Genomic DNA, 25799 nt, shown 5'->3' on the forward strand with positions numbered 1-25799 from the left:
CGGCCGCCCCGGCGGCCGCCGTCTAATGGAGTTGCAATGACGATTGCCCAGACCCAGAACACGGCCGAACAGCTGCTGCGCGACGCCGGCATCCTGCCGGTGGTCACTGTCGACACGCTGGACCAGGCACGCCGCGTCGCCGATGCGCTGCTGGAAGGCGGCCTGCCCGCGATCGAGCTGACCTTGCGCACGCCGGTGGCGATCGACGCGCTGGCGATGCTCAAGCGCGAGCTTCCCAACATCGTGATCGGCGCCGGCACCGTGCTCAGCGAACTGCAGTTGCGTCAGTCGGTGGATGCCGGCGCCGACTTCCTGGTGACCCCGGGCACGCCTGCACCGCTGGCGCGCCTGCTGGCCGATGCGCCGATTCCGGCCGTACCTGGCGCAGCGACGCCGACCGAGCTGCTGACCCTGATGGGCCTCGGCTTCCGGGTGTGCAAGCTGTTCCCGGCCACCGCCGTGGGCGGTCTGCAGATGCTCAAGGGCCTGGCCGGTCCGTTGTCCGAGCTCAAGCTTTGCCCCACCGGCGGCATCAGCGAAGCCAACGCGGCCGAGTTCCTGTCGCAGCCCAACGTGCTGTGCATCGGTGGTTCGTGGATGGTGCCCAAGGACTGGCTGGCACAGGGCCAGTGGGACAAGGTCAAGGAAAGCTCGGCCAAGGCCGCGGCGATCGTGCGCCAGGTGCGTGCGGGCTGAGTGCTGGACACTTTGTTCGGCGAATTGATGACCGGATGTGAGGGATCCAGCGCGTCGGAAAGGACGTGCTGATCCTCTCAACAAGGTTTGGAGACCCAGTACTCATGCGTGGTGGTTGCCACTCCAACCTCTTGATCGCAGGCTGACAAACGATCTTTTTAAGCGTCGCTTGCTACGCGACTTTGCTGATCGAAGCCATAGCGATGACAAACCGTGGCGGCAGCGTGGTCGGGGATTGGCGGAGAGCGGCACAGGGATGTGCCGCGACGAGCCGATCCCCGGCCGCGCTGCCGCCTCTCGCCGAAACCAGTGGCTAACAGGCAGGTGCCTCGGTCCCTGTATCAGCCGGAGAGCCGTACCCTCACCCTAACCCCTCTGCGGGGGGAGAGGGGCTTGATGCATCGCGCGCCTTTCAAGAGCCACAGCCGCATTGTTAGGCAGCACCTCGTTCGCTACTCCAACGCAGCGTTCATCGGCGTTGTCTTCGGCACACCGCGCGCTCGTCGTACCAGCGCCGCTGCGCCGCTGCTCATGTCGTCAAGGATCGCGTAGATCGTCGGCAGGAACAGCAGGCTCACCACCGTCGAAAAGGCCAGGCCGCCGGCAATGGCGCGCGCCATCGGGAAGTACGGCGGGCCGTCGCTGAACATCGTGGTGCTGGTCAGCGAGATCGGCACCATCGCCAGGATGGCGGTCCCCATGGTCATCATGATCGGCCGCAGCCGCTCGCGTGACCCCTCCACCAGCGCCTGCGTGCGCCCCATGCCGCGGCGGCGCAGATTGTTGATGTGCTCGATCATCACGATGCCGTTGTTCACCACCACGCCCATCAACACCAGGATGCCGATGAAGGACATGATTCCGAACGCAGTACCGGTGATCCAGAACAGCCAGAACACCCCGAAAATGGAAAACAGCACGCCGCTCATGATCGCCGCCGGGAACAACAGCGACTCGAAGACGGCGGCCATCACCACGTAGATCATCACCAGCGCGATCACCAGGTTGAACACCATCTGGCCCATCGCCTCGCCATCGTCCTGGTAATCGCCGCCGTCGAAGGTGTAGCTGTAGCCGGCCGGGAAACGCATCGCCTTGAGCGGTTTTTCCATCGCAGCGCGCGCCTCCGGCACGGTGACCTTCTCCGCCAGGTTGGCCTTGATGGTCAGCGTGGTCTGGCGATTGGTGCGACCGATCTGGGTGGCGGCCGGACGGATCTGCACCTCCACCAGGCTCAGCAACGGCACGCTGCGGCCATCCTTGGTACGCACCGTAAAGCTGGCCAGGTCTTCCGGCTTGCTCTGTTCGGCACCGGCAAAGCGCACCCACACCGGCACCTCGTTGTCGCCACGCCGGAACTCGCGCAAAGGCGTGCCACGCAACGCCAAGCCGACGAAGCTGGCCACCTGCTCGGCACTGAAGCCGAACGCCGCCGCCCGCTCCCGATCCACCCGAATTGCCAGTTCGCTGGTGCGGTCGCCGGTGTCCACATGCACGTCGCGCAATTCCTTGCGTTGTGCCAGCAGCGGAATCACGTCGTCGGCCAACGCCTTGAGCGCCTCGGTCGAATCACCGACCAACTGCACCTGCACGCCTTGATTGCCGCTGCCGCCGTCGCCCTGATTGCCGATGCTGTAATCGGCACGCGCAGACCGCGGCAGCTCCTTGCGGATCTGTTCCAGCAACGGCGGCAGGTCCTTGACCTTGCTCGCGTCGAAGGTCACCACGGTATTGCTGCCTTCCACCTCGCTGAACCACGAATAGATCTGCGTGATGTGGTATTTGGCGCGATTGGCTTCGAGATAGTTCTCCACCCGGCCGATCTCATCGCCCAACTGCTCGCGCGTGTACGAGCCTTTCCACTGGTATTGAATGAAGGCCTCGTTGCCGCCATCGCCACCGAACATGTCGACCTTGGTCAGCTTCATCGGCACCAGGCTGATCGCACTGACCAGGATGATTCCGGTCACGCTCCAGCCGCGATGCGCCAGCGTCCATGCCAGCACGCGCGCGTAACGCCGCTGCAGCCGCGCGATCACGCCGCGCTCGGAGGTCACCATCGGCGGTGTCTTCATGCGCGCCGACAACATCGGAATGAGGCTGATCGCCACCAGCCACGACGCCAGCAGCGACACCGAAATGGTGATCGCGATCTGCGCCATGAAGATGCTGATGTTGTTGGTCTCGCCGAACAGGTTCGGCACGAACACGATGCAATGGCAGAGCGTGCCGGCGCTGAGCGCGATCGCCACGCTACGCGTGCCCAGCAGCGCCGCCAGTTGCGGCTGGCCGGGCGTGCGTTCGCGCTCCTGGTAGATGCTTTCCACCACCACCACCGCGTTGTCGACCAGCATGCCGACCGCCAGCAACAGGCCCATCATGGTCAGGATGTTGAGGGTGACACCGACGAAATACATGAAGCCCAGCGTGATCGCAAAGCAGATCGGGATGGCCAGCGTCACCATCAGCGTGGAGGGCCAGTGCCGCAGGAAAAAGAACAGCACGGTGATCGACAGCAGCAACCCTACCGCGCCGGCTTCGGCCAGTTCGGCCAGCGACGAGGTCACCGCCTTGCCCTGATTGTCGATGACCTTGACCTGCACATCGCGCATTGCCGGCTCGGCGCGGATGTCCTCGACCTCCTTCAAGGCCAGCCGCGAGACGTCCACCAGGTTGGCGCTGCGCTCCTTGTAGATGTCCAGACCGATCGCCGGCCGCCCATCGAGCCGGCGACCGTAGTTCATGCGGGTCGGCTTCAGGCGTACCTGGGCGATATCGCCCAGGCGCAGACCCTTGGCGTTGAGCACCAGCTCGCGCAATTCCTGCAGATCGCGCAGTTCGCCGATCGGCTGCACGCGGATGCGCTGGCCGTTGTCGTCGATCTGGCCGGCAGATACCGAGAAATTGAGCTTGCCCAGCCGCTCGCTCAGGTCGTTGAGGCTGAGGTCGTGTGCGGTGAGGCGGTCCGGTGCGATGGCGATTTCGACTTCGTTCGGCGGCGCGCCGGAAATTTCCACCTTCGCTACGCCGGGGATGCGCTCGATACGCCGCTTGAACTCGCGGTCCAGCATGTCATAGGCGCCGGTCAGGTCGGTCTGGCTGGCCAGGCGCACCTTGAGCACCGGCTCGTCGCTGCTGGACCACTTGAAGATATGGAAGCGCTGCAGATCGTCCGGCAGATCGTCGCGGATGGCATCCAGACGCTCGCGCGCGTCCGAGGCGGCAATGGCGATGTCGCGATCCCAGTCGCTGAACTCGATGAAGATGTTGGCGCCATCGGCAGTGGCCGTGGAGCGCATGCGCTTGATGCCGGTCATCGTCGCCAGGGCTTCTTCGGCCGGCCGCACCAGGTTGCGCTCCACCTCATCCGGGGTGGAGCCGGTGTACGGCAACTGCACGAACAGGAATGGCGCGGAGATGTCCGGCAAGGCTTCCAGCGGCAGCCGGAACGCGGCGATCAAGCCCACCACCACCAACGACACGAAGCACATGATGGTGGTGACCGGCCGGCGGATGCTGAAGGCGGCAACGCTCATAGCGCCTCCAGTCCGTCGGTATGGCCGCCGGCGGGCGCCTCGCGTCGTGCCATCCGCCGGCCACGCTCCAGGTAGTAGGCATCGGCACGCCGGTCCAGCAGGTCGTACACCACCGGTATCACCAGCAAGGTCAGCAGCGTCGAGACCAGCAGGCCGCCGATCACGGTGATCGCCATCGGTGCGCGCACCTCCGCGCCCTCGCCCATGGCCACTGCCAGCGGCAGGAAGCCGAACAAGGTGCACAAGGTGGTCATGATGATCGGACGCAGGCGCGAGCGTGCGCCTTCGATCAATGCCTCGCGCTTGGGCACGCCGGCTTCGCGCAGCTGGTTGACCTTGTCGATCAGGATGATCGCGTTCTTGGTCACCAGCCCCACCAGCAGGATCAGGCCGATGAACACCACCACCGAGACCGGCTTGCCGGTCATCAGCAGCGCCAGCACCGCACCGACCATTGCCAGCGGGATGGTGAACAGGATGACGAACGGATGCAGCAGCGATTCGAACTGCGAGGCCATCACCAGATACACCAGAAAGATCGCCAGACCGAACGCGAACAGCAGCGACTTGACCGACTGCGCCAGTTCCTCGCCCTGCCCACCGATGTGCATGCCCACGCCGGCAGCGAGCGGGTCCTTGCGCACCATCGTCTCCACTTCACGCACCGCACCGCCCAGGTCGATGTCCTTCAGGCTCGCCGACACGATCGCCACGCGGGTCTGATCCGCGCGATGGATCTCGCTGGGGCCGGTGGTCGCCAGCACTTCTGCCACTGCCGCCAGACGCACCGGCCGGCTGCTGCCCGGGTTGACGATCAGCTGGCGAATCGCCTCCACGCTGGCGCGGTCGCTATGCTGCGCACGCACCAGCACATCGATCTTGCGATCGCGGAAGCTGTAGCGCGTGGCCACATCGCCGCGCACCTTCTTGACGATGACATCGGCGATCTGGCGCGTGGTCAGCCCCAGCGCACCGGCGCGCTCCTGGTCGAAGCGGATCTGGATTTCCGGGAAGCCCTCCTCCACCGTGGACTTCACGTCCGCATAGTGGCCATTGGCGCGCAGCATCGCCGCCAGCTTCTGCCCGGCCTGTTCCAGCTCGCCCAGATCCTGCCCGCGCAGTTCCACTTCCAGCGGCGTCGAAAAACTGAACAACGCCGGCCGCGCAAAATCCACCTGCGCGCCCGGATGCCCGGCCATGCTGCTGCGCAGCCGCTGGGTGGCGGCCGCTTCCACGTCGGGGCTGCCGCCGCCGGCCATCACCACGGTGAGCTTGCCGATGTTCTCGCCGCTCTCGGTGGGGTTGGCATCCAGCCGCGTGCCGCTGCCACTGACGCCGTACAACGAGGCAACGCCGGGGTCCTTGTCATGGGCCAGCTGCAGCTCGCGCACCAGCGCATCGGTCTGCGCCAGCGGCGTGCCGGACGGCAGTTTGACGGTCATTTCGAAGCGATCCTGGGCCAGCTGCGGAATCAGGTCCGCGCCCAGCATCGGCACCAGAAACACCGTGCCGATAAATGCGGCCGCTGCCAGACCCAGCACCAGGCCAGGACGCCTCAAGGCCGCCGGCAACATCGCCAGATAACCACGCTCGGCACGCCCATACGGCGCCATCGCCAGGTCGCTGGCCTTGCGCATCACCGGCCCCACCACCCGCGCAATGCCACGCCACAGTTTGACCACCGCCCACGCCGCGCCAAAGAACGCGTAACGCACGCTCGCACCCGCACCGCGCCGCCCGGCGGCCACCGGCTTGAGCCAGCGCTGCTCCGGCTGCCACTGCGGGTGGCTCGGCTCGTCCGGGAACGCCATCGGCGGCGCGCCCTTGAGCGAACTCAGCATCGGGATCAGCGTCATCGACACCACCAGCGAGATCGCGATCGCGATCGCCACCGTCAACGCCTGGTCGCGGAACAACTGCCCGGCGATGCCTTCGACGAAGACCAACGGCAGGAACACCGCAATGGTGGTCAGCGTAGATGCCATCACCGCCATGCTCACTTCACGGGTGCCGGCAATCGCCGCATCCAGCACGCTCAAGCCGCGTTCGCGTGCCTTGGCAATGCTCTCCAGCACCACGATCGAATCGTCCACCACCAGGCCGGTGGCCAACGCCAGCCCGCCCAGCGACATCACGTTGAGGCTCAACCCCAGCTGGCCCATGAAGAAGAACGTGGTGATGATCGACACCGGCAACGACAGGCTGATCACGAACGTGCTCCAGCCATCGCGCAGGAACAGGAAGATGATCAGGATCGCCAGCACGCCGCCAATCACCGCATCTTTCTTGACGTCGCTGATCGCGTGCTCGATGAAGTGCGATTGGTCTTCGATGGTGGTGATCTCCACATCGCCCGGCACCGTCGCCTTCAGTTGCTCCAGGCGCTTGCGCAGCGCGGCGGCCGTGGACACGGTGTTGGCATCGCCTTCCTTGTAGATCGCCAACTCCACCGCTTCCTTGCCGCCCAGGCGGATGATCGCCTCGCGTTCCTTGTAGCCCTGGCGCACCTGCGCCACATCCTTCAGCCGCACCGGCATGCCGCCGGCAATGCTGCTGCTGGACGCCGACGAAGTGCTCTGCACTTCGGCTGCAGCTGCAAGCGCCGCCTGCGAGCCGGTGGACGCCGCAATGGCATACATCTGCTGCATCGCCGCTTCGGCCGCGCTGCCGCTGCTGCTCTGCGTGGTGACCAACATGTTGCGAATCTCGTCCAGATCCACGAACTGGTTCACCGTGCGCACCAGATAGCGTTGCGAGCCTTCTTCCAGCCGGCCGCCGGAGATATTGACGTTCTCTTCCTTGAGCCGGGTGATCACGTTGTCGATTGGCAGATTGAGCTGGGCCAGCTTCTGCTGATCGATATCGACCTGGATCTCGTCTTCCAGCCCGCCACCGACCTTGACCGCGGCCACGCCGGCCACGGGTTCAAGTTTCTTTTTCAGATCTTCATCGGCGTAACGACGCAGCCCGGTGAGCTGGCGGATCGCATCGGTGTCGGAGGCCGGCGCCTGCTTGGGCGACAACGCCAGCCGCATGATCGGCTCGGTGGACGGATTGAAGCGCAGCAACACCGGCGGCTTGGTTTCCAGCGGCAGCGACAAGGCTTCCATCTTGTCGCGCACCTCCAGGCTGGCCTGGTCCATATTGGTGCCCCAGGCAAACTCCAGCACCACATCGCTCTGCCCGGTGCGCGAGATCGACTTGAGCTTGCGCAGGTTCTTGACCACGCCGACGGCCTCTTCCACCGGCTCGGTCACCAACGTCTCGATTTCCGCTGGCGCCGCACCGGTGTATTCGGTGCGCACGGTGAGCGTGGGATAGCTCAGGTCGGGCAGCAGATTGACCTTGAGGCTGCGTAACGCGATCAGTCCGAACAGCAGCATCGTTACGGTGATCATGGCGATGGTCACACGCCGCCGCGTGGCGAAGGCCACCAGGCCACCGCCGCCAGGCAGTGGTGCGTGCGGATCATGCACGGGTCCGTGCGGGTTGCCGTTCTCGCTCATGCGTGCGTCTCATCATGTGCGGGCGCAGCGGCCTTGGTCGCGACCGGCTTGCGATCGGGTTGGCCGATCACCTGCACCGCAGTGCCGTCGCGCAGCGCCACCTTGCCGGCAGTCACCACCTGGTCGCCTTCCTTCAGGCCCTGCCGCACTTCCAGCCACGGCCCCTCGGCGTAGCCCAGTTTCACCGGCACCCGGCTGGCCTTGCCGTTGCGCACTACGAAGACTGCCGGTTCGCCATCGTCCAATAACGCCAGGCGCGGGATCACCAATGCGTCCTTGCGCTGGTCGTAATCGATGCGGATGCGTCCGAACATGCCCGGCTGCAACGCTTCGGCCCCCTGGCCGAATGCGCAGACCACGCGAAACGTGCCGCTGCCCGAGTCCACCACCGGCGCGATGCGATCCACCTTGCCGACGAATTGTTGGCCCGGCAGCGCATCGGCCAGCAAGGTCACCGGCTGGCCCGACTTGAGCGTGGCCAATTCGCGTTCGGGCACGTTGAGGGTGGCCTCCAGCTGCGAATCGTCGACGATGCGAAAGATCGGCGTGTTGATCTGCACGAAGTTGCCGGTCTTGATCGAACGCGAAGCGATCACCCCGGAAATCGGCGCCTGCACCGTGGTGTAGGACAGCTCCAGCGATGCCAGACGGTGCTGCGCACGACTGTTTTCCACATCGAACTTGAGCTGATCCACATCCGCTGCGCTCACCAGTTGCTGGCCCACCAACTGCGTGGCACGGCGATAACTGTTTTCCAGCTTGCGCAGTTGCGCCTCGCTCTGCGCCACTGCCAGGTGCGCGCGGTCCGGATCCAGTCGCACCAGTGCCTGGCCGGCTGACACCTTCTGACCTTCTTCCACCAGCACCGCCAGCGCAACGCCCGAGGTCTTGGCCACCACCTGCGATTCGGCGCGCGGCTCCAGCGCTGCGGTGCCGGTGTAACTGGCGGCCACCGCGCGCCGCGCCGCCTTGGCGGTCTCCACCGGCACCGCATCCACGGTCTTCTTTTCTTCTGCAGCCTTGGCCTCACTGTCGCCGGTCTTGCAACCGCCCAACAACAGGCTGGTGGAGATAAACAAGGCTAGCGCGCAGGTTCCGCTGCGGCCGGGCAAGAAGGAGAATGGCGACATCGTCGTGTCCTAGTGGATGCGTGAACAGGTGTTGTAGGCAAGTAAACCACCCGGGCACGTATGCCGCCAATGCGCCAAAGGTCATGGTCTGTTCAACTTCGCGTATTCACCCCGTTTGCGCCGCGCCAAATCGCAGGCATACTCGGTCCGGTTCCGTAACGCCCCCACGTGCGGACGCTCAATCAGTCTTCCGGATACGAAACCATGCGCCCGCAGCCGCTCGCCGCTTGTCTCGCTCTGGTCGTCTTCCTGCCGTTTGGGGGCGCATCAGCAACACCATCCGTCACGCCTGCAGCTCCGGCCACGCCGGCACCTGCCACGGCCACGGCCGCCCCCGCACCCGCTGCACCGTCCGGCAATCCGTCCAACGGTCGCCTGCTTGCCTACACCTGCCAGGGCTGCCACGGCGTCACCGGTTACAAGAACGCCTACCCCAGCTATCGCGTGCCCAAGATCGGCGGGCAGTCTGCCCAATACCTGACGCAGGCGCTGACCGAGTACCGCCAGGGCAAGCGCAAGCATCCGACCATGCAGGCGCAGGCACAGAGTTTCTCCGAGCAGGACATCGCCGACATCTCAGCCTTTCTGTCCACCCTCAAATAAGCGCCCACATGCCGAACGCCCTGCACGCTCCGCGTCTAGCCATCGTCTTGGTCGCTGCCCTGATGGCGGCCTGCTCTCAATCCCAGGTCGAGTCCACCGATCACTCCGCCGGCGATGCCGGCCACGCCAGCGGCGAACATGGCTCGGGCTCCTCCGCCGGCCTGCCGACCGGCCGCGCCGATGCCGGCGACAAGCTGGCACACGCCAAGGGCAAGGCCACCGGCCAGAGCTGTGTTGATTGCCACGGTGCCGACGGCAACGCACCAATCGACCCCAGTTATCCCAAACTCGGTGGCCAGTACGGCGACTACCTGGCGCATGCATTGCAGGCGTATCGCAGCGGCGACCGCCAGCATCCGTTGATGACCGCGCAGGCAACCGCACTGAGCGATCAGGACATCGCCGATCTCGCCGCCTACTTCGGTGCGCGGCAGACCCAGCTGCGCGACCTGCACGGCGTCAAGTGAGCCGGCGCGGCGCACGCGCGCCGTCTCATGCGGAATGAAAAATCGCTTGCGCGAACATTCACAGGCCGCTATCATTTCGTTCTCAGTTTCGTGGGGCCATAGCTCAGCTGGGAGAGCGCCTGCATGGCATGCAGGAGGTCGGCGGTTCGATCCCGCCTGGCTCCACCACTTCAGACATTAGGCCGTCTAAAGTGACAACTCAGGTTTTGATACGCGTCCCCATCGTCTAGAGGCCTAGGACACCACCCTTTCACGGTGGACACCGGGGTTCGAATCCCCGTGGGGACGCCAATCATCCAAAAGCCCCGGCAATGCCGGGGCTTTTTTTATGCGTTTTGCGTGCGCGTGTGACCGCAGGGCCGCGCTGCTGCGGGCGCACTGCAGCGGTACTGCGCCACGACGTGCATTCCGCTTCAGCGCCGCTTCGCCCTCGCGCGCATGTGAACTGATAACTGCAACTTCTGCGCGAAGGAGTACACGCGTAACCTCAGCGCGGGCGAACGCGCCGATGCCTCACCTGTGCAGATCGATCTTAGCTTCCTGCAACAGGTGTCCACCGTCAGCTCGCCCTGAAGATCTGGCGGCAAGCACGGCATTGCATTGGACACTGTGCAACGTCAGCAAGCGCGTCGACGCATGATGCAATGCGCAGCGCCACGAACGACGAGGCGCTCAGAATGCGAATGCGCCAGATGGCAAGCCCGCGAAGAACGCAGCAGGCAACAGGCAGCAGGCAGCACGCACTTTCGCGCGCGCGGCCATACCGTCATCGGCACTCAAAGATGGGAGCGCATCTTTTTTGCGCAGACCGCTTCCCAAAGTCGTTTTCAGTCGCTATGATTGCCGGCTCGCAGCAACGCGGGGCCATAGCTCAGCTGGGAGAGCGCCTGCATGGCATGCAGGAGGTCGGCGGTTCGATCCCGCCTGGCTCCACCACTTCAGACATTAGGCCGTCTAAAGTGACAACTCAGGTTTTGATACGCGTCCCCATCGTCTAGAGGCCTAGGACACCACCCTTTCACGGTGAACACCGGGGTTCGAATCCCCGTGGGGACGCCAATCATCCAAAAGCCCCGGCAATGCCGGGGCTTTTTTTTATCTGACGACCGATGTCCCGCGAGCTGCAAACTCGTCCCTCGCGTCCATATTCGAAGGCCTGGCGCCTGTGTGCATCCGTCACTCTTGCCTGCCTGCAATGCACACGCATGCACATCCCGACGAGCACCGACGACCACTCGCGCGGCAAGAGCAGCTTGCGCGACCGGTACGTGCTGGATGCAGGAGCCTCAGGCCTGGCCATCATCCAGTGCCTTGCGGCCTTCGTGCGTCAGATCGATGTCGCCATCTTCGGCCTGGGTGGCATAGCCCGCGCGTACCGCCCAGTTTCCCTCTTCGTCCGATACCGGCTTGGTGTCGTGGATGTCGCGAAGAATGCGCAATTGCTGCGAAGAATCGTAGTCCATGGAGGACACCTGCTTGAAGGAAACCTCCAAGGTACGCACCGTGCGTGATGGTTGCGTGCCTGCGCTGTTGTCGGCGGCGATGGACAAACACCATTTCAGCGCCACACATGTGGTCGCCACACGCGGCGAATCGACGGCATGGGGCGAGGCAAATGAGGACGCACAATGCTTCGCCTGAAACCAAGGTGCATTGCGTGAGCTGCCAGACGCAGCGGCGCCGCATATGCGGGCATCAAACAAGCGACAGCACCAGGCCGGGTTCCAGCGCGATCAACACGCCAGGTGCACGCGCGGATAAAACGCCGCCGCTGCTGCGTGCGCTCCATCGCCAGACCGCCAATAGCAAAAAGCCCCTCCGGCGTTTGCCGGAAGGGCTTTGCTGAAACCGTAACATCCTGGTGCCGAAGGTGGGACTCGAACCCACACGCTTTTAAGGGCGGCGGATTTTGAGTCCGCTGCGTCTACCGATTCCGCCACTTCGGCGTGGCCGCGCAGTATAGCGACTTGAGAATGAAACGAACAGTGTCACAACGCGCCTGACGAATTCAGGTGCCTGAAACGTCGGCGGCACCCTGCCTGGTCAGGGCCGATATACTGGCCGACTTGGTGAAGGAGTAAGCAATGTCGGTGTTGCGTGGAGTTCGGGTACTCGTGGTCGAAAACGATGACATGAATGCCATGCTGCTCGAGTTGCAACTGGTCCATGCTGGCGCGGCCGTCGCCGGCCCGGTCGGCGAAGTCCATCAGGCCCTGCGGTTGATCCAGGACGATGCGCCCGATATCGCCGTGCTGGACTATCGGCTGGGCAACGGGGAGACCAGCGAGCCGGTTGCGCGGTTGCTGTCCGAGCGCGGCATCCCGTTCGTGCTGGCCACCGGCGTCGCCAGTACCAGCATCCCTGCCGGCTTCGAACGCGGCGTGATCCTCACCAAGCCCTACCTCTCCGAGGAGCTGGTCAACGCTCTCTTGCGTGCCCGGCAACTGAGCGGCGCCAGCAGCTGAGCCGTGCGCCCTGCCCTGTCGCAGCCTGACCGATGATCGCGGCCCGGGTTGCCAGCCGACCCGTTGCCACTAAAATCCAGGCATCGAAACGACAGGCGGGTTGCTGGATGGAGAGTGCCGTGTCGCCGTATGCCGGCTTGCTGCCGGAGACGAGCGAAACTGCCGCCCTGCTCTTGGCGTCCGCATGCGCCGCCGATCCGCTGCTGTGCGGTCATCCGGCGCTGCGTACTTCCCTATCGATCTGCCTGCATGCACGACATCCGATGCTGCTGGTGTGGGGCGAGCACGGGCACTGCGTTTACAACGATGCCTGCATCGACACATTGGGCGAGCGTCACCCGACCGCGTTCGGCCGGCCGCTTGCCGAGCTGACTGGCCCCGACGCCACCGACACGCTGTCTGCCGGCGCACACGCCGCCCTGGATCTGTCGACCTGGTCATGCAGCCCGGTGCTGGATGCCGGCCGGCAGGTGGGTGCGCTGTATGTCGCCGCTGCACCTGTCAAGGCGACAGATCGGTCAGATCGCAGTGCGGCGACGCGCGTCGCAACGCCAGCGCTCGACCAGGCTCCGGCTTTCATGGCGGTGTTGCGTGGCCCGGACTACGTCTTCGAGACGGTCAACCAACGCTTCCACGATCTCGTCGGTGAGCGGCCGCTCCTCGGCCGTCCCTTGCTGGAGGCGATGCCGGAAATCGCCGACCAAGGGTATCTGGCACTGCTCGACGACGTGCGCCGCAGTGGACGGCCCTTCATCGGCGAATCGATGACGGCCTACCTGCAGCGCACGCCGGGCAGCGCGCCTGACGAAACCTTCGTGGACTTCCTGTACCAGCCGATGCGCGACAGCGATGGGCGCGTCGACGCGATCCTGGTGCATGGTTTCGATGTCACCGCGCAGCGCCGCGTCGAGAGTCGCGACAGCTTCCTGTTGATGCTCGAAGACGCCCTGCAGCATGTCTCCGATCCGCGGCACATCATCGACACCAGCGTGCGCCTGCTGGGCGAACATCTGCAGGCCAACCGGTGTGCGTTCGGGCTGGCGGCCGCCGACGGCGGCACCATGCACGTCATCAGCGATCACGTGCAGGACATGCCCAGCCTGCAGGGCGATTTTCCGCTGGAAGCAGCACAGGGCCTGCGCGACGCGCTGCTGCAAAACCGGCCCTGGTTCACCACCGACGCGATGGCGCCCGGGGCGCCGGACTATGTGGCCGAGCAGTATCGCCGCTCGGGCCTGCGCGCCTCGCTGGCGATTCCGCTGCACAAACACGGCCGGCTGGTGGCGGCCATCGGTGTGCATCAGCGCGCACCGCGGCGCTGGTTGTCCACCGAAATCGAGCTGGTCCGTCTGGTGGCGGCACGCTGCTGGGAGTCGATGCAACGCGCCAAGGCGCAGCAGCAGCTGGCAGCGAGCGAGGCACGCTTGCGCCGCCTGGCCGACACCTTGCCGCAGATCATTTTCATTGCCGGAGCGGACGGCCAGCCGCGCTATTTCAACCAGCGCTGGTACGAATACACCGGGCTGGACCCGGCCGACCACGAGACCGCCGCCTGGCACCAGGCCCATACCGCCGACGGCCTGCGTCTGTCGGGACAGGCCTGGCAGGACGCGCTGCAGGGCGAGCGCGCCTATGAAATGGAGTGCGAGCTGCAGCGTCACGATGGTCAGGTGCGCTGGCACCTGACGCGCGCACTGCCGGTGCGTGGCGACGATGGCGGTATCAGCGAGTGGATCGGCACCTATACCGACATCCACGACCGCCGCACCTTCGAGCAGCAGTTGCGTGAGAGCGAGATCCGCTTCCGCGCACTGTGCGAAACCGTGCCGGCGATGATCTGGATGGCCGATGCGCAAGGCGATTGCGTCTACTGGAACCCACGCTGGTACCACTTCACCGGACAGGCCGAGGATCAGGCGCTGGATCAGGGATGGTGGGACGTGATGCATCCGGACGATGCCGGGCGCGTGCGCTTGGCATTCGAACAGGCGCTGCAGCGGCGTGGCGAATTCCTGGCCGAATACCGGGTACGCCGCCATGACGGGCAGTACCGCTGGTGCATCGATACCGCCTCGCCGCACTTCGCGAGCGACGGGCGCTTCTTGGGGCATATCGGCTCGCTGACCGATATCTCCGAGCGCAAGCTGATCGAAGACGCCACAGCGTCCGACCGCGCGATCCTGAGCCTGATTACCACCGGCGCGCCATTGCCGGTGGTGCTGGATGCCATTGCCCTGAGCGTGGAAGCACGCGGCGAGATCGCGCTGTATTGCTCGGTGATGGTGCTCGACGAGGTACGGCACACCCTGAGCTTCGGTTCGGCGCCGCATTTTCCGGTCGATTACCCCGGCCCGTTCGAGCCGGTGCCGGCAGGGCCGGAAGGACCACCGTGCGCACGCTCTGCGCATCTTGGCCAACAAGTGGTCTGTGCCGACATCCAGGCCGAACCGAGCTTCAGCCGCCACCACGCGGTGTCGGCGGCACTGGGCATCGTGGCGTGCTGCGTGACGCCGATCCTGTCCAGCGATGGCCAGGTGCTGGGGACGCTCAACATCTATTACGACCGCCCGCATCTGCCTTCGCTGCGCGAGCAGGCCATGGCCCGCTCGGCGTCGCACCTGGCCGGCATCGTGATCGAACGGACCCGGGTGGACGCCAGGCTCGCATTGTCGCTGCAGGCGGAAACGGCCGCGCGTAACCAGGCGGAGCATGCCAACCGGGTCAAGGACGAATTCCTGGCCACCCTGAGCCACGAGCTGCGCACGCCGCTCAACGCCATCCTGGGGTGGTCGCGGCTGATGCAATCACAGACCTTCGCGCCGGACAACCTGGGCAAGGGCCTGGTCATCATCGAACGCAGTGCGCGTGCGCAGACCCAGATCATCGACGACCTGCTGGACATGAGCGCGATCCTGTCCGGCAAGATCCGGCTGCAGGCAGAGCACTTCGACATCGCCGGGCTGGCGCGCAGCACTGTGGAACTGATGCAGCCGGCCGCGCTCGCACGCGAGATTGCGTTGGACCTGGACGCGCCGGTCGATGGCGAGCTGTGGTTCTTCGGCGATGCCGGGCGCCTGCAACAGGTGCTCTCCAACCTGCTCAGCAACGCGCTCAAGTTCACCGCGCCCGGCGGCAGTGTGCGGGTGGGCCTGGAGGTGGACGACGGGCGCCTGCGCCTGTGCGTGCACGACAGCGGGATCGGCATCGCGCCGGATTTCCTTCCGCATGTCTTCGACCGCTTTCGCCAGGCCGATGCCGGTACGACACGCCGCGTGGGCGGCCTGGGACTGGGCCTGTCGATCTCCCGCCAGCTGGTGGACCTGCATGGCGGCAGCCTGGGCGCTTCCAGCCCCGGTGCGGGCCAGGGCTCGACCTTCACCATCGTGCTGCCGTTCCAGCATGGCGTCAGCGATTGGCGCCCCGCTTCGGCCGAGCTCGCGCCTTCGGGACCGCTGCCGGCCGACTGCCATGGTCGCCTGGCCGATGTGCGCATCCTGCTGGTCGATGACGACCAGGATTCACGCGAGGCGGTGATGCAGTTCTTGATGCTTGCCGGCGCGCAGGTGCAGGCGGCCGGTTCGGTGGATGCGGCCGAGCACTGTCTGGCTACCGCGCCGTTCGATGTGCTGGTCAGCGATATCGCGATGCCGCTGCGCGATGGCTACGACCTCATCCGCACGGTGCGTGCCGGCCGCGCCGATCTGCCGCGGCATATCCCGGCGATCGCACTGACCGCCTATGTGCGCGAAGAGGACCGCGACCGCGCCGTGGTGGCCGGTTTCGATGCGCATATGGGCAAGCCGGTGGAGCCGCCCGGGTTGGTGGATCTGATCGAACGTCTGGTAGTGCCCGCACGCACGCGGCATGGCGCGTCGTGATGGCCTCAAGGGCAGGCGGCAGGCTGCTGGCAGCGCCTGCAATCCGGCCGAGGTGATGCCCACGGCCCGCAGCGGCGGGAGGCATGGATCATGCGCAATCACGCCCGCCGCCTGCGCACAGCCGCCGCGTGCGTGCTGCCGGGCGCACGTGCCGGGGCGCGATAAACGTGGGTGTGTCGTTGTTTCATAGCGCCTGGGCAGTAGCGTCCCGGGGCGACTGAGCACACAGGGGCAACGGTCGCAGCGGCGGTCATGCCGCGCCGCGACCTGCTGGGTAAGGCCGCCTCCCCACCCTGCCCCGACCACGTCGGCCGGGGCGCGTTGGCTCAGCTGCGCTTGGCGCGCGCGAACGCGGCCGCCAACGCATTGTCGGCCGGGGGCGCGGTGATGCGCGGCTTGTTGTTGCCGGCTGCCGGCCCACGTCCGCCGCCATCGCGGCGACCCTGCCCGGGCCCGCCATGACCGCGCGCCTCGCGCGATGGCGCCGTGCCGTCGGCCGGTGGCGGCGTGTCGGACAGGCGACAGGTGAGCGCGATGCGCTTGCGCGCCACGTCCACCTCCAGCACCTTGACCTTGACGATGTCGCCGGCCTTGACCACATCGCGCGGATCCTTGACGAAGGTATCGGCCAACGCGGAGATATGCACCAAACCGTCCTGATGCACGCCGATATCGACGAAGGCGCCAAACGCGGCCACGTTGCTGACCACGCCTTCCAGCACCATGCCCGGCTTGAGGTGCTTGATGTCTTCGATACCTTCGGCAAACTGCGCGGCCTTGAACTCCGGGCGCGGGTCGCGGCCGGGTTTTTCCAGCTCTTTCAGAATGTCGTGCACGGTCGGCACACCGAACTGCTCGTCGGTGAACAGCTCCGGCTTGAGCGCGCGCAGGAAGCTGCCATCGCCCAGCAATGCCTTGATCGGCTTGCCGGTGTTGGCAACGATGCGCTCGACCACCGGATAGGCCTCCGGATGTACCGCCGACACATCCAGCGGCTCGTCGCCATCGGCAATACGCAGGAAGCCGGCGCATTGTTCGAAGGTCTTGTCGCCCAGTCGCGGCACCTTGAGCAGGTCCTTGCGGCGTTTGAACGGGCCGTTGTCGTCGCGATGGCGCACGATGTTCTCGGCCACGGTGCTGGACAAGCCGGACACCCGCGACAGCAGCGCCGCCGACGCGGTATTGACGTAGACGCCGACCGCGTTGACGCAATCCTCCACGCGCGCGTCAAGCGCCTTGGCCAGGCGATATTGATCGACGTCGTGCTGGTACTGGCCCACGCCGATTGCCTTGGGCTCGATCTTGACCAGCTCGGCCAAGGGGTCCTGCAGCCGCCGCGCGATCGACACCGCGCCGCGCAACGACACATCCAGGTTGGGAAATTCCTTGGCAGCGAATTCCGACGCCGAATACACCGACGCACCGGCCTCGCTGACCACGATCTTCTGCAGCTTGGTGGCTCCGCACAACGCGATCGCCTCACCGGCCAGTTTGTCGGTCTCGCGGCTGGCGGTGCCGTTGCCGATCGCGATCAGCTCCACGTTGTGCCGCATGCACAATGTCCTGATCGTCTGCAGCGACTGGTCCCACTGGCGTTTGGGCTCGTGCGGATAGATCGTCTCGGTGGCCACCAGTTTGCCGGTGGCATCGACCACCGCGATCTTGCAACCGGTGCGGATGCCCGGGTCCAGCCCCAGCACCACGCGCGGGCCCGCCGGCGCGGCCAGCATCAGGTCCTTGAGATTGTCGCCAAACACCGCAATCGCTTCGGCCTCGGCCTTTTCGCGCGCCTGATTGAACAGGTCCAGCAGCAGGTGCATGTGCAGCTTGGCACGCCAGGTCAGCCGGCACGCGTCGAGCAACCAGCGATCGGCCGGCCGGCCTTCATTGGAAATGCCGGCATTGCGCGCCACCCGCCCCTCGGCGTACTGGTGGCCGGCTTCGGCATCGGTACCCGGGTCCAGATCGAGATAGAGGATTTCTTCGCGGCGCGCGCGAAACAGCGCCAGCAGGCGGTGCGACGGAATCTTTGCCAGCGATTCGGCATGGTCGAAATAGTCGCGGTACTTGGCACCGGCCTCTTCCTTGCCCTCGGCCACCTTTGCGCGGATCACGCCGTGATCGTTGAGCCAGCTGCGCAGCTCGCCCACCAGCGCAGCGTCCTCGCCCCAACGTTCCATCAGGATGGCACGTGCGCCTTCCAGTGCAGCCTTGATGTCGGCCACGCCCTTGTCGGCGTCGATGAAGGCTGCAGCGGCCACTTCCGGCGCCTGGGCCGGATCAGCCAACAAGCCATCGGCCAAGGGCTCCAGCCCGGCTTCGCGTGCGATCTGCGCGCGGGTGCGCCGCTTGGGCTTGTAGGGCAGGTACAGATCTTCCAGCCGCGATTTGGTATCGGCCGCGGCGATCTCGTTACGCAATTCGTCGCTGAGTTTGCCTTGTTCACCGATGCTGGACAGGATCGCCGCACGGCGCTCTTCCAGTTCGCGCAGATAGGTCAGGCGCGTTTCGAGGTTACGCAGCTGGGTATCGTCCAGGCCGCCAGTGACTTCCTTGCGGTAGCGGGCGATGAACGGAACACTGGCGCCCTCGTCGAGCAGGGCAATGGCGGCGCGCGCCTGGGCGGGTTGGGCACCGATCTCGTCGGCGATGGTGCGAGCGATCTGCTGGGCAAGCTGGCTATCGTGCATGACGGCGCGGGTAAACCGCTTCACTGAAAACCCGCATTTTCGCAGTGCAGGCCCGCCACGGAAACCCGTTGACAGCGCCGCCGTAAACCTATGCCGTCGCGCTCAGCTGGCGCGGTGGGCGTAATGGGTGGCGGCGCGCTCGACCAGGATGCTCTCCTGCAGCGATTCCAGCGCCATGACACGGATCTTGCCCACGTCCTTCAGCGGCACCATGCGCTCGACGTAGATCTCCGGACCACTGGCGGTCATGGTGCGCGACTTGCTGAAGCCGTAAGGCACAACGCCTTTATCGCCATCTTTGCTGCCACCGACGTACAGGACAATCGACATGTCACACCCTCTTACTGCAGTTGTTGCGTTGGGAGGCGCGAGCATAACCAGCGCGCCGTGAGGAGCTTTCCACGCACGTTAACGCCGGCTGTTTGCGGTTTGGTGACGGGCTGAAAGGCCGCGCCCGCCTCACGACCGCTTCACCCCGCTTGGCCGTCCAATCTCGGACCGCCCGCACGTACGACATCGCATGGACCTCAAAAGTGGCTACCCCTTCTGGTCGATCCGCAACGGATTGATGCGCGCCTATCCGCGCCTGGAGCAGGCCACCCACAGCGAGGTCGTGATCGTCGGCGGCGGCGTCACTGCCGCGCTGATTGCCCACGAGTTGCTGCGCAATGGCCACGACGTCACGGTGATCGAGCAACGCGAAATCGGCTGGGGCAGCACCTCGGCCAGCACCGCGCTGCTGCAGTACGAAATCGACACTCCGATGATCGAACTGGCCAGGCAATACGGCATGCCGGCAGCCGCGCTCGCCTACCGCGCCTGCGCGCAGGCCATCGTCGATCTGCAGGACCTGTGCGACAGCCTCGGCGGCTGCGATTTCACTCGCCAGGACAGCCTGTACTACGCCAGCCGCGCGCGCGACCTCAACGACCTGCGCAGCGAGCTGGATGCGCGCCGGACGCATCGGCTGCCGGTGGAATGGGTCGAGCGCGAACCGTTGTGGCACGACTATGGCGTGCGCTCGGACGGCGCGATCCTCAGCCGCCTGGCGGCCAGCGTCGACCCGTATCGGCTGTGCTATCGCCTGTTTGCCGAATGCGAGCAATACGGCGCGCGCATCTTTGATCGCACCAGCATCGCCTCGATCGTACCGCAGGCGCAGCATGTCGAGTTGCGCACCGAAGAAGGCGTCACGGTCCGCGCCGGGCACGTGATCATGGCGGCCGGCTACGGCAACCAGCGGTGGCTCTCGCAACGCGTGGCACGCAACCGCAGCAGCTACGCGTTCGTGACCGACCCGCTGCATGACAGCGACATGGGCGCGCTCAGGCACACCATGATGTGGGAGACCGCACGCCCGTATCTGTACATGCGCAGCACGCCCGATGGCCGTGTGGTGGCAGGCGGCGAAGACGACAATGTCGACATCCCCGCACGCCGCGATGCGCGCGTGCAGGGCAAATTGAAGACGCTGCTGAAGAAGATCGGCAAGACCATGCCGGACATGCGCCTGCGCCCGGTGTTTTCGTGGGCCGGCACATTTGCCGAAACCGCCGACGGGCTGCCGTTCTTCGGCGCGCATGCCGAACACGGCCCGCGCCTGCTGTTTGCGATGGCCTATGGCGGCAATGGCATCACCTATAGCGCGATCGGGGCTGGCCTGCTGCGTGCGCAGCTGGAAGGCAGGCCACATCCACTGCACGCGCTGTTCGGGTTCGAACGATTGGGTTGAGCGCGCCGGGCCTGACTGCAGCATTACTGGCCGGTGCCGTGGTGGATGACGCGGCCGGCGTTGCATAACGCAAGGGTTGATCGCACTCGCCTGCACTGGATCGCACTGGTAAGCTGACACTGCGAGCGACGCACAGCGTAATCGCCGCCTGACGCGTCAGGTGCACGGCAAGCATCCGAGCGCCTGGCAGCCGACACCTGCGATCAGCACGCGGCACCACCCCGCACCGAGCAGCGATTCAGCGCATCAGGCCCTGGACCGACCATGGCCACCATCCCCGCCCATTCAGCGCGTAGGCATCGGCCGCCCGCTCCAGCGGGTTGCGCACGTGGATGCCGCCACACAGCAGATACACCGGCAGAAACAGCGGCCCGAGCACCATGTATTGGTAGACATGCGCACGCTCGTGGTCACCCAGGCGTACTGGCGGATATTCACACCGGCCGGCCGCATGCGCGTAGGTGCTGCACTGCAGGTCCAACGACGCCCCCTTGAGCAGGATCACATTGCCGAGCGTCATCGCTCCGCCCGGCCCCCACGGCCAGGCATGAAAGACGATGGCATGTTCCTGAGGCGACCAACGCGGACGTGCACCACCACAGCTGCCGATGAGACCCACCAACACACCGAGCGCGGTATTGGGCAGGGTCCATAACGCGCCCAGCAACAGCAGGGCCGCTCGCCCGCGCGGCGCCGAGTTCAATCGGCCTGGTTGGGAATCAGCAGCCACAGGATCAGATAGACCAGGATGCCGGGGAACGCGGCCGAGGCGATCGAGACGATGACGAACAACACGCGCAGCAGCGTGGAGCTCCAGCCGAAGCGGCGCGCGATGCCACCGACGACGCCGGCAATCATGCGATCGTTGAGAGAACGGGACAGTGCGGTGGTGGTCATGGGCAGACTCCTGGAAACGTGGCGGTCAGTCTAGAAACACCGACGACAGCGAACCGTGACGGCGTTTCAGCACGATCCCTTTCCGGCCATTGCAGCCGCCCGTCCGTCAGCGGTCGTCGCGGGCCTGCAGCCAGCGATGGATGGCCACCGGCACCTCGCGCTGCGCACGCCCGGAAACGTAAATGCCGATATGCCCACCGCGAAAACTCAGTTCGCTGTAATCCTGGCTTCCCACCAGCCCGCGCAACGCACGCGAGGCGTCGGGCGGCACCAGATGATCATGCTCGGCGTAGATGTTGAGGACCGGCATGTCCACGTCCTGCAGATCCACCGCCTGCCCGCCGATGGCCACCTGCCCGGTCACCAGCCCATTACGTTGATAGAACAAGGTGACGAACTCGCGGAACGCTTCGCCGGCCAGATCGGGCGAGTCGAATATCCATTTTTCCATGCGCAGGAAATCTTCCAGCGCCTGCTTGTCGTCCAGAATGTCTAGCAAGCCGACATACTTCTGCAGATTGAGCCGGAACGGTTTGAGCATCAGGTAACTGGCGTTCATCAGATCCGCCGGCACGTTGCCCATGGTGTCGACGAACAGGTCCACATCGACCATGCGCGCCCAGTTGGACAGCATGTTGTCGGGAGTGTGGAAATCCACCGGCGTGACCATGGTGATCAGGTTGCGCACCTTGTGGCGTTGCAGCGCGGCGTAGCACAGCGAGAACGTGCCGCCCTGGCAGATGCCGAGCACGTCGACCGCGTCCAGCCCCGCATGCGCGCGTAGGTGATCCACGGCGCCATCGATGTAACGCAGCAGATAGTCTTCGAGGGTGAGGTAGCGCTCGGAACGGTCCGGGTAGCCCCAGTCCAGCACATAGACATCCTGGCCGTGGCTCAGCAGCCCCTTGACCAGCGATCGGTCGGCCTGCAGGTCCACCATGTAGGGCCGGTTGACCAGCGCATACACGATCAGCAGCGGCGTCCTGGCCACCGGCGCCTGATCGCCGACAAAGCGGTACAGCACCACCTTACCGTCGCGCCAGATCTCTTCGCGCTCGGTCACCCCGTAGTCGACGTCTTCCACGCCGGGCAGCAACTTGAGGCCCTCGCGCAACTTGCGCTGCAGCGACAGGGTTTCCTGCATCAGGTCTTCGGCACTGAATCCCAACGGCCCTTTCATGCCTTGGCTCCACGTGACCTGCCTGCGGCCGGCTTGCGGCCGGGCGACGTAGCCGGTGTCGCTGTCGCTGTCGAGGTGGGTCTCGAAGCAGGCGTGGATGCAGGTCTTGCTGCCGCGGTCTTTTTCACTGCAGGCTTCGCCGACGATGCCGCCTTGGGGGCCGCCGCCCTTGCTGCAGACTGCTTGCCCGCGTCGGTCGATGCCGAACGCCCGGGCGCCGTTCCGGCGTTGGGTGGCGCTGCACGCCTGGACGGTGGCGCAGCACCGGGATCGGCCGGCGTGGCCTGGGCAGGCTTGCCGGCGGGGCTGACGCCCACGCTGCTGCGCAGCATGCGCCGCACCACGCGTTCCAGGTCTGCGATGCGGCGGTGGGCGGCATCCATTTCCGAGCGCGTCGGCATCCCGAAGCGTTCGCTGAGCTGTTCGACTTCTTCCTGCAGGGCGGCGCGCAACCGCATATGCGCATTGGCAAACCCGCCGTACACCTGCCGAAACTGGTCCGACAGGGCCACATCGGCGTAGGACTCTTCGGCAGCTTCGATCCACAGATCGAACAAGGCGCGTGCACTGGTCAGCTGACTGCCGCTGCTTTCGTGCTCGCCCAGCTTGCTGGTGAACCGGCTGAACGCCTGCTCGATTGCGGCCTTCAGCTGCTCGCCGTACGCCTGCGACTGCGCCTGATACTCCTGCTGCGCGCGGGCAAGCTTCTGCAGCCGGGCCTGATGATTGCGGTTGAGGCCAAACGCGGGCATGTCCAGCCACGGCGCATTTTCTTCGCGCCACTTGCCCAGGGTCTGCGCAGCCTCCTGCAGCCACGGGTCGAAGCCGCCGGGGCTGCCGCCGCGCAGCGAGCCCAGCGTCCATTGCATCAATTGTTCGCCCTGCCCCTGCACGGCGCGGCGCCAGGCATCGGAGACTTCGTTGGCCGAGGTATCGCGGCCGGCAAACTGGGCGGCCACCTGCTGCATAGTGCCGAACCAGCCTCCGGCCTGGGTCCGGAAGCGGTCGATCGCCTCCTGCGCCTGCGGCGCGGCCTGGGTGGGCAACAACTGCGACCACCAGTCAACGGCCTTGCGCCAGTCCTGCGGGGCCTCGCCTGGCGGGCCCGGCGGTGGCTGCGCCCCAGCGGCGGACTGACCGTGACGCATGGCATCTCCCCAGGCGCTCCAGTACTGGCGCGCCTTGTCCTCGAAGTTGCCGTTGTCCGAACCGCTGCTTGCCATCATCCCCTCCCGTGACCGTCCACCCAGCCATCCTACCGCGTGCGCCCGCGTGTGCCGGTCAGGGTTTGGGTATCCGCAAGGTCTTGCTGATCATCAGCGAGCCGGAGATGGCAAACAGCAGCACCAGCGGGTGGAACTGCCACGGCCCGAGTTGCCACTGCCCCCACCACAAGGTCTGGCCGATGTGCCCGCTGCTGGCGGCCACCGCAAGCAGGATCACCAGCACGAGGCTGGTCGGAATCGGCGTGCCTTCGAAGTACGGCACCTTGTCGGCGTCGCCGGCGATCTCTTCGGCGGTCACGTTGTAGCGCGCCAGCCGGCTGACCCCGCAGCAGACGAAGTAGCTCAGCACTAGCCAGTCCCAACCGCCGCGCATGCCGCAGGCGTAGCCGAGCGCTGCCGGCGCCACACCAAAGGAAATCACATCCGCCAGCGAATCCAGTTCTCGGCCCAGCGTGGAAGACGCCTTGCGCCAACGCGCGACATGCCCGTCGAGCGCGTCGAAGACGAACGCCAGCGGAATCAGCGCCATACCCAGCAGCAGATCGCCACGGTGGCCTTCCTGCAGGAAGCGCATTGCCGCAAACACCGCTCCGGTGCCACAGAAGGCATTGGCCAGCGTGAACCAGTCCGCCAGTTGGAAATCGCGCAGCATCGAGAAATGGCGTTTCATGCGGAACCTGATCAGAACGAGGCGCAAAGGGTAACGCGCGCACGCCAGGCAGGCGACCGTTTCGGCATCCTCCGCTAGGCTGACGACCAGCGTGGCCGCTCCCGGCCACGCACTGCTCAAGGACACCCGATGCGCAGCATCCTGATCACCGGCGCGGGCAGCGGCATTGGCGCCGGCCTTGCCGCCCAACTGGCAACCGATGGCCACCACCTGCTGGTCAGCGACAGGGACCATGCCGCCGCCACCCACGTCGCGCAGCAACTACGCGATGCGGGCGGCTCGGCCGAGGCACTGGCGCTGGACGTCACCGACGATGACAGCATTGCGCAGGCCCTGGCGACGGCCTCCCGCGCGCCGCAGGTGCTGGTGAATAACGCCGGCCTGCAGCAGGTGGCTGCGCTGGAAGACTTCCCCATGCAGCGCTGGGCGCTGCTGGTGGACGTGATGCTGACCGGCGCTGCGCGACTCAGCCGTGCGGTGCTGCCCGGCATGCGTGCGGCCGGCTATGGCCGCATCGTCAACATCGGCAGCATCCATTCGCTGGTGGCCAGCCCCTACAAGAGCGCCTATGTGGCCGCCAAGCACGGCCTGGTCGGGCTGGCCAAGGTGATCGCGCTGGAAACCGCCGACTGCGACATCACCGTCAACACGCTCTGCCCCAGCTATGTGCGCACGCCGCTGGTGGAGCGCCAGATTGCCGACCAGGCCCGCATCCGCGGCATCGCCGAAGATGCGGTGATCCGCGATGTGATGCTCAAGCCGATGCCCAAGGGCGCCTTCATTGAGTACGACGAGCTGGCCGGCACGGTGGCCTTCCTGATGTCGCATGCCGCGCGCAACATCACCGGGCAGTCGATCGCCATCGACGGCGGCTGGACAGCGCAATGAGCGCGCTGGCGAAACTTTCGCCAGCCAGCTCGACAACGTTGCAGCGCAAGGGCACCGGGCAGTTGTCCACAGACTTGCCCAGCCGTCATCCACAGGCGATGTGGAGAAGTGCACAACCGCATCGCGGGACCGATGCCGGTGTCGATGCCGGCAGCGTATCGTTGCAGCGGGCAATAAGGTTGTGCTCGCTGTAGCGTTACGCGCGGGCCTGACTGAAGCGCGCGCGCGGCGCTGC

17 protein-coding genes, 5 tRNA genes and 3 pseudogenes are annotated in these 25799 nt (G+C 65.7%); 13 read left to right on the forward strand and 12 right to left on the reverse strand.

Features of this window, described 5'->3' with window-relative positions; genetic code table 11:
* The first annotated feature begins 36 nt into the window (after positions 1-36).
* Positions 37-696 (forward strand): bifunctional 4-hydroxy-2-oxoglutarate aldolase/2-dehydro-3-deoxy-phosphogluconate aldolase, encoded by a 660-nt coding sequence (locus ACCQ10_RS11000; RefSeq protein ID WP_039409030.1) that lies wholly within the window; start codon positions 37-39, stop codon positions 694-696.
* Positions 697-1148: 452 nt separating this feature from the next.
* On the opposite strand, the gene ACCQ10_RS11005 is transcribed toward ACCQ10_RS11000, so the two are convergent.
* Genes ACCQ10_RS11005 through ACCQ10_RS11015 form a run of 3 tightly spaced genes read right to left on the reverse strand, consistent with a single transcriptional unit; the run spans position 1149 to position 8868 of the window.
* Positions 1149-4232 (reverse strand): efflux RND transporter permease subunit, encoded by a 3084-nt coding sequence (locus ACCQ10_RS11005; protein WP_372360639.1) that lies wholly within the window; start codon positions 4230-4232, stop codon positions 1149-1151.
* Entirely contained in the window at positions 4229-7738 is a 3510-nt protein-coding gene (locus ACCQ10_RS11010) for an efflux RND transporter permease subunit (RefSeq protein WP_372360640.1), read from the reverse strand. Before ACCQ10_RS11010 ends, ACCQ10_RS11005 begins: the two co-directional genes overlap by 4 nt.
* A complete protein-coding gene (locus ACCQ10_RS11015; protein ID WP_372360641.1) occupies positions 7735-8868 on the reverse strand; it encodes an efflux RND transporter periplasmic adaptor subunit in 1134 nt (377 codons plus the stop codon). The genes ACCQ10_RS11010 and ACCQ10_RS11015 overlap by 4 nt, the downstream gene beginning before the upstream one ends.
* 204 nt (positions 8869-9072) lie before the next feature.
* On the opposite strand from ACCQ10_RS11015, the gene ACCQ10_RS11020 reads away from it, so the two are divergent.
* The 6 genes from ACCQ10_RS11020 (at position 9073) to ACCQ10_RS11045 (ending at position 10997) form a co-directional block, all read left to right on the forward strand.
* Positions 9073-9471 carry a c-type cytochrome gene (locus ACCQ10_RS11020; protein ID WP_184440455.1) on the forward strand — a complete coding sequence of 133 codons (399 nt, stop codon included), beginning with the start codon at positions 9073-9075 and terminating at the stop codon, positions 9469-9471.
* Positions 9472-9479: 8 nt separating this feature from the next.
* Positions 9480-9938, forward strand: coding sequence for a c-type cytochrome (locus tag ACCQ10_RS11025; protein ID WP_039409014.1), 459 nt, complete (start codon positions 9480-9482; stop codon positions 9936-9938).
* A gap of 92 nt (positions 9939-10030) precedes the next feature.
* Positions 10031-10106 (forward strand) — tRNA-Ala (locus tag ACCQ10_RS11030).
* Between the two features lie 47 nt (positions 10107-10153).
* Positions 10154-10229: transfer RNA gene (locus ACCQ10_RS11035), tRNA-Glu, on the forward strand.
* Between the two features lie 569 nt (positions 10230-10798).
* Positions 10799-10874 (forward strand) — tRNA-Ala (locus ACCQ10_RS11040).
* Positions 10875-10921: 47 nt separating this feature from the next.
* Positions 10922-10997, forward strand: a tRNA-Glu gene (locus tag ACCQ10_RS11045).
* A gap of 227 nt (positions 10998-11224) precedes the next feature.
* Here the strand turns inward: ACCQ10_RS11045 and ACCQ10_RS11050 are convergent.
* On the reverse strand, positions 11225-11401 hold the full coding sequence (locus tag ACCQ10_RS11050) for a hypothetical protein (RefSeq protein WP_068835675.1): 177 nt from the start codon (positions 11399-11401) through the stop codon (positions 11225-11227).
* A 13-nt stretch (positions 11402-11414) separates the two neighbouring features.
* On the opposite strand from ACCQ10_RS11050, the gene ACCQ10_RS11055 reads away from it, so the two are divergent.
* On the forward strand, positions 11415-11579 hold the full coding sequence (locus tag ACCQ10_RS11055; RefSeq protein WP_372360643.1) for a hypothetical protein: 165 nt from the start codon (positions 11415-11417) through the stop codon (positions 11577-11579).
* A 218-nt stretch (positions 11580-11797) separates the two neighbouring features.
* Here ACCQ10_RS11055 and ACCQ10_RS11060 read toward each other — a convergent pair.
* A tRNA-Leu gene (locus tag ACCQ10_RS11060) sits at positions 11798-11884 on the reverse strand.
* Positions 11885-12022: 138 nt separating this feature from the next.
* On the opposite strand from ACCQ10_RS11060, the gene ACCQ10_RS11065 reads away from it, so the two are divergent.
* The 3 genes and pseudogenes from ACCQ10_RS11065 to ACCQ10_RS11075 all read left to right on the forward strand — a co-directional run.
* Complete coding sequence (locus ACCQ10_RS11065) at positions 12023-12403, forward strand: response regulator (protein ID WP_039409661.1); 381 nt, start codon at positions 12023-12025, stop codon at positions 12401-12403.
* A 578-nt stretch (positions 12404-12981) separates the two neighbouring features.
* A pseudogene (locus tag ACCQ10_RS11070) lies at positions 12982-13248 on the forward strand (hybrid sensor histidine kinase/response regulator); the annotation flags it as partial.
* Positions 13249-13290: 42 nt separating this feature from the next.
* Positions 13291-16281: pseudogene (locus ACCQ10_RS11075) on the forward strand (PAS domain S-box protein); the annotation flags it as partial.
* A gap of 326 nt (positions 16282-16607) precedes the next feature.
* Here ACCQ10_RS11075 and ACCQ10_RS11080 read toward each other — a convergent pair.
* Both ACCQ10_RS11080 and ACCQ10_RS11085 read right to left on the reverse strand, forming a co-directional pair.
* Positions 16608-18971, reverse strand: coding sequence for a Tex family protein (locus ACCQ10_RS11080; protein WP_372360644.1), 2364 nt, complete (start codon positions 18969-18971; stop codon positions 16608-16610).
* A gap of 102 nt (positions 18972-19073) precedes the next feature.
* Positions 19074-19301 carry a hypothetical protein gene (locus ACCQ10_RS11085; protein ID WP_039409670.1) on the reverse strand — a complete coding sequence of 76 codons (228 nt, stop codon included), beginning with the start codon at positions 19299-19301 and terminating at the stop codon, positions 19074-19076.
* Positions 19302-19491: 190 nt separating this feature from the next.
* Here ACCQ10_RS11085 and ACCQ10_RS11090 point away from each other — a divergent pair, with 190 nt between their 5' ends.
* Positions 19492-20703 (forward strand): NAD(P)/FAD-dependent oxidoreductase, encoded by a 1212-nt coding sequence (locus ACCQ10_RS11090; protein ID WP_372360645.1) that lies wholly within the window; start codon positions 19492-19494, stop codon positions 20701-20703.
* Positions 20704-20941: 238 nt separating this feature from the next.
* Here the strand turns inward: ACCQ10_RS11090 and ACCQ10_RS11095 are convergent, their stop codons facing one another.
* The 5 genes and pseudogenes from ACCQ10_RS11095 to ACCQ10_RS11115 all read right to left on the reverse strand — a co-directional run bounded on the left by ACCQ10_RS11095 (position 20942) and on the right by ACCQ10_RS11115 (position 24676).
* Positions 20942-21406: a hypothetical protein gene (locus ACCQ10_RS11095; protein WP_372360646.1), complete on the reverse strand. Its 465-nt coding sequence runs from the start codon at positions 21404-21406 to the stop codon at positions 20942-20944.
* On the reverse strand, positions 21403-21600 hold the full coding sequence (locus tag ACCQ10_RS11100; protein WP_372360647.1) for a PspC domain-containing protein: 198 nt from the start codon (positions 21598-21600) through the stop codon (positions 21403-21405). Before ACCQ10_RS11100 ends, ACCQ10_RS11095 begins: the two co-directional genes overlap by 4 nt.
* 106 nt (positions 21601-21706) lie before the next feature.
* Positions 21707-22780 (reverse strand): class III poly(R)-hydroxyalkanoic acid synthase subunit PhaC, encoded by a 1074-nt coding sequence (locus ACCQ10_RS11105; protein ID WP_166751065.1) that lies wholly within the window; start codon positions 22778-22780, stop codon positions 21707-21709.
* Between the two features lie 280 nt (positions 22781-23060).
* Positions 23061-24006: pseudogene (gene phaE, locus ACCQ10_RS11110) on the reverse strand (class III poly(R)-hydroxyalkanoic acid synthase subunit PhaE); the annotation flags it as partial.
* Between the two features lie 55 nt (positions 24007-24061).
* The gene (locus ACCQ10_RS11115; protein WP_039409759.1) at positions 24062-24676 is read right to left on the reverse strand and encodes a CDP-alcohol phosphatidyltransferase family protein; all 615 of its coding nucleotides are present in this window, start codon (positions 24674-24676) and stop codon (positions 24062-24064) included.
* A gap of 129 nt (positions 24677-24805) precedes the next feature.
* On the opposite strand from ACCQ10_RS11115, the gene ACCQ10_RS11120 reads away from it, so the two are divergent.
* Complete coding sequence (locus tag ACCQ10_RS11120) at positions 24806-25564, forward strand: 3-hydroxybutyrate dehydrogenase (protein ID WP_372360648.1); 759 nt, start codon at positions 24806-24808, stop codon at positions 25562-25564.
* Positions 25565-25799: the final 235 nt, after the last annotated feature.

This window comes from Xanthomonas sp. NCPPB 1325, assembly GCF_041477645.2.
Taxonomy (GTDB): Bacteria; Pseudomonadota; Gammaproteobacteria; order Xanthomonadales; family Xanthomonadaceae; genus Xanthomonas; species Xanthomonas cannabis.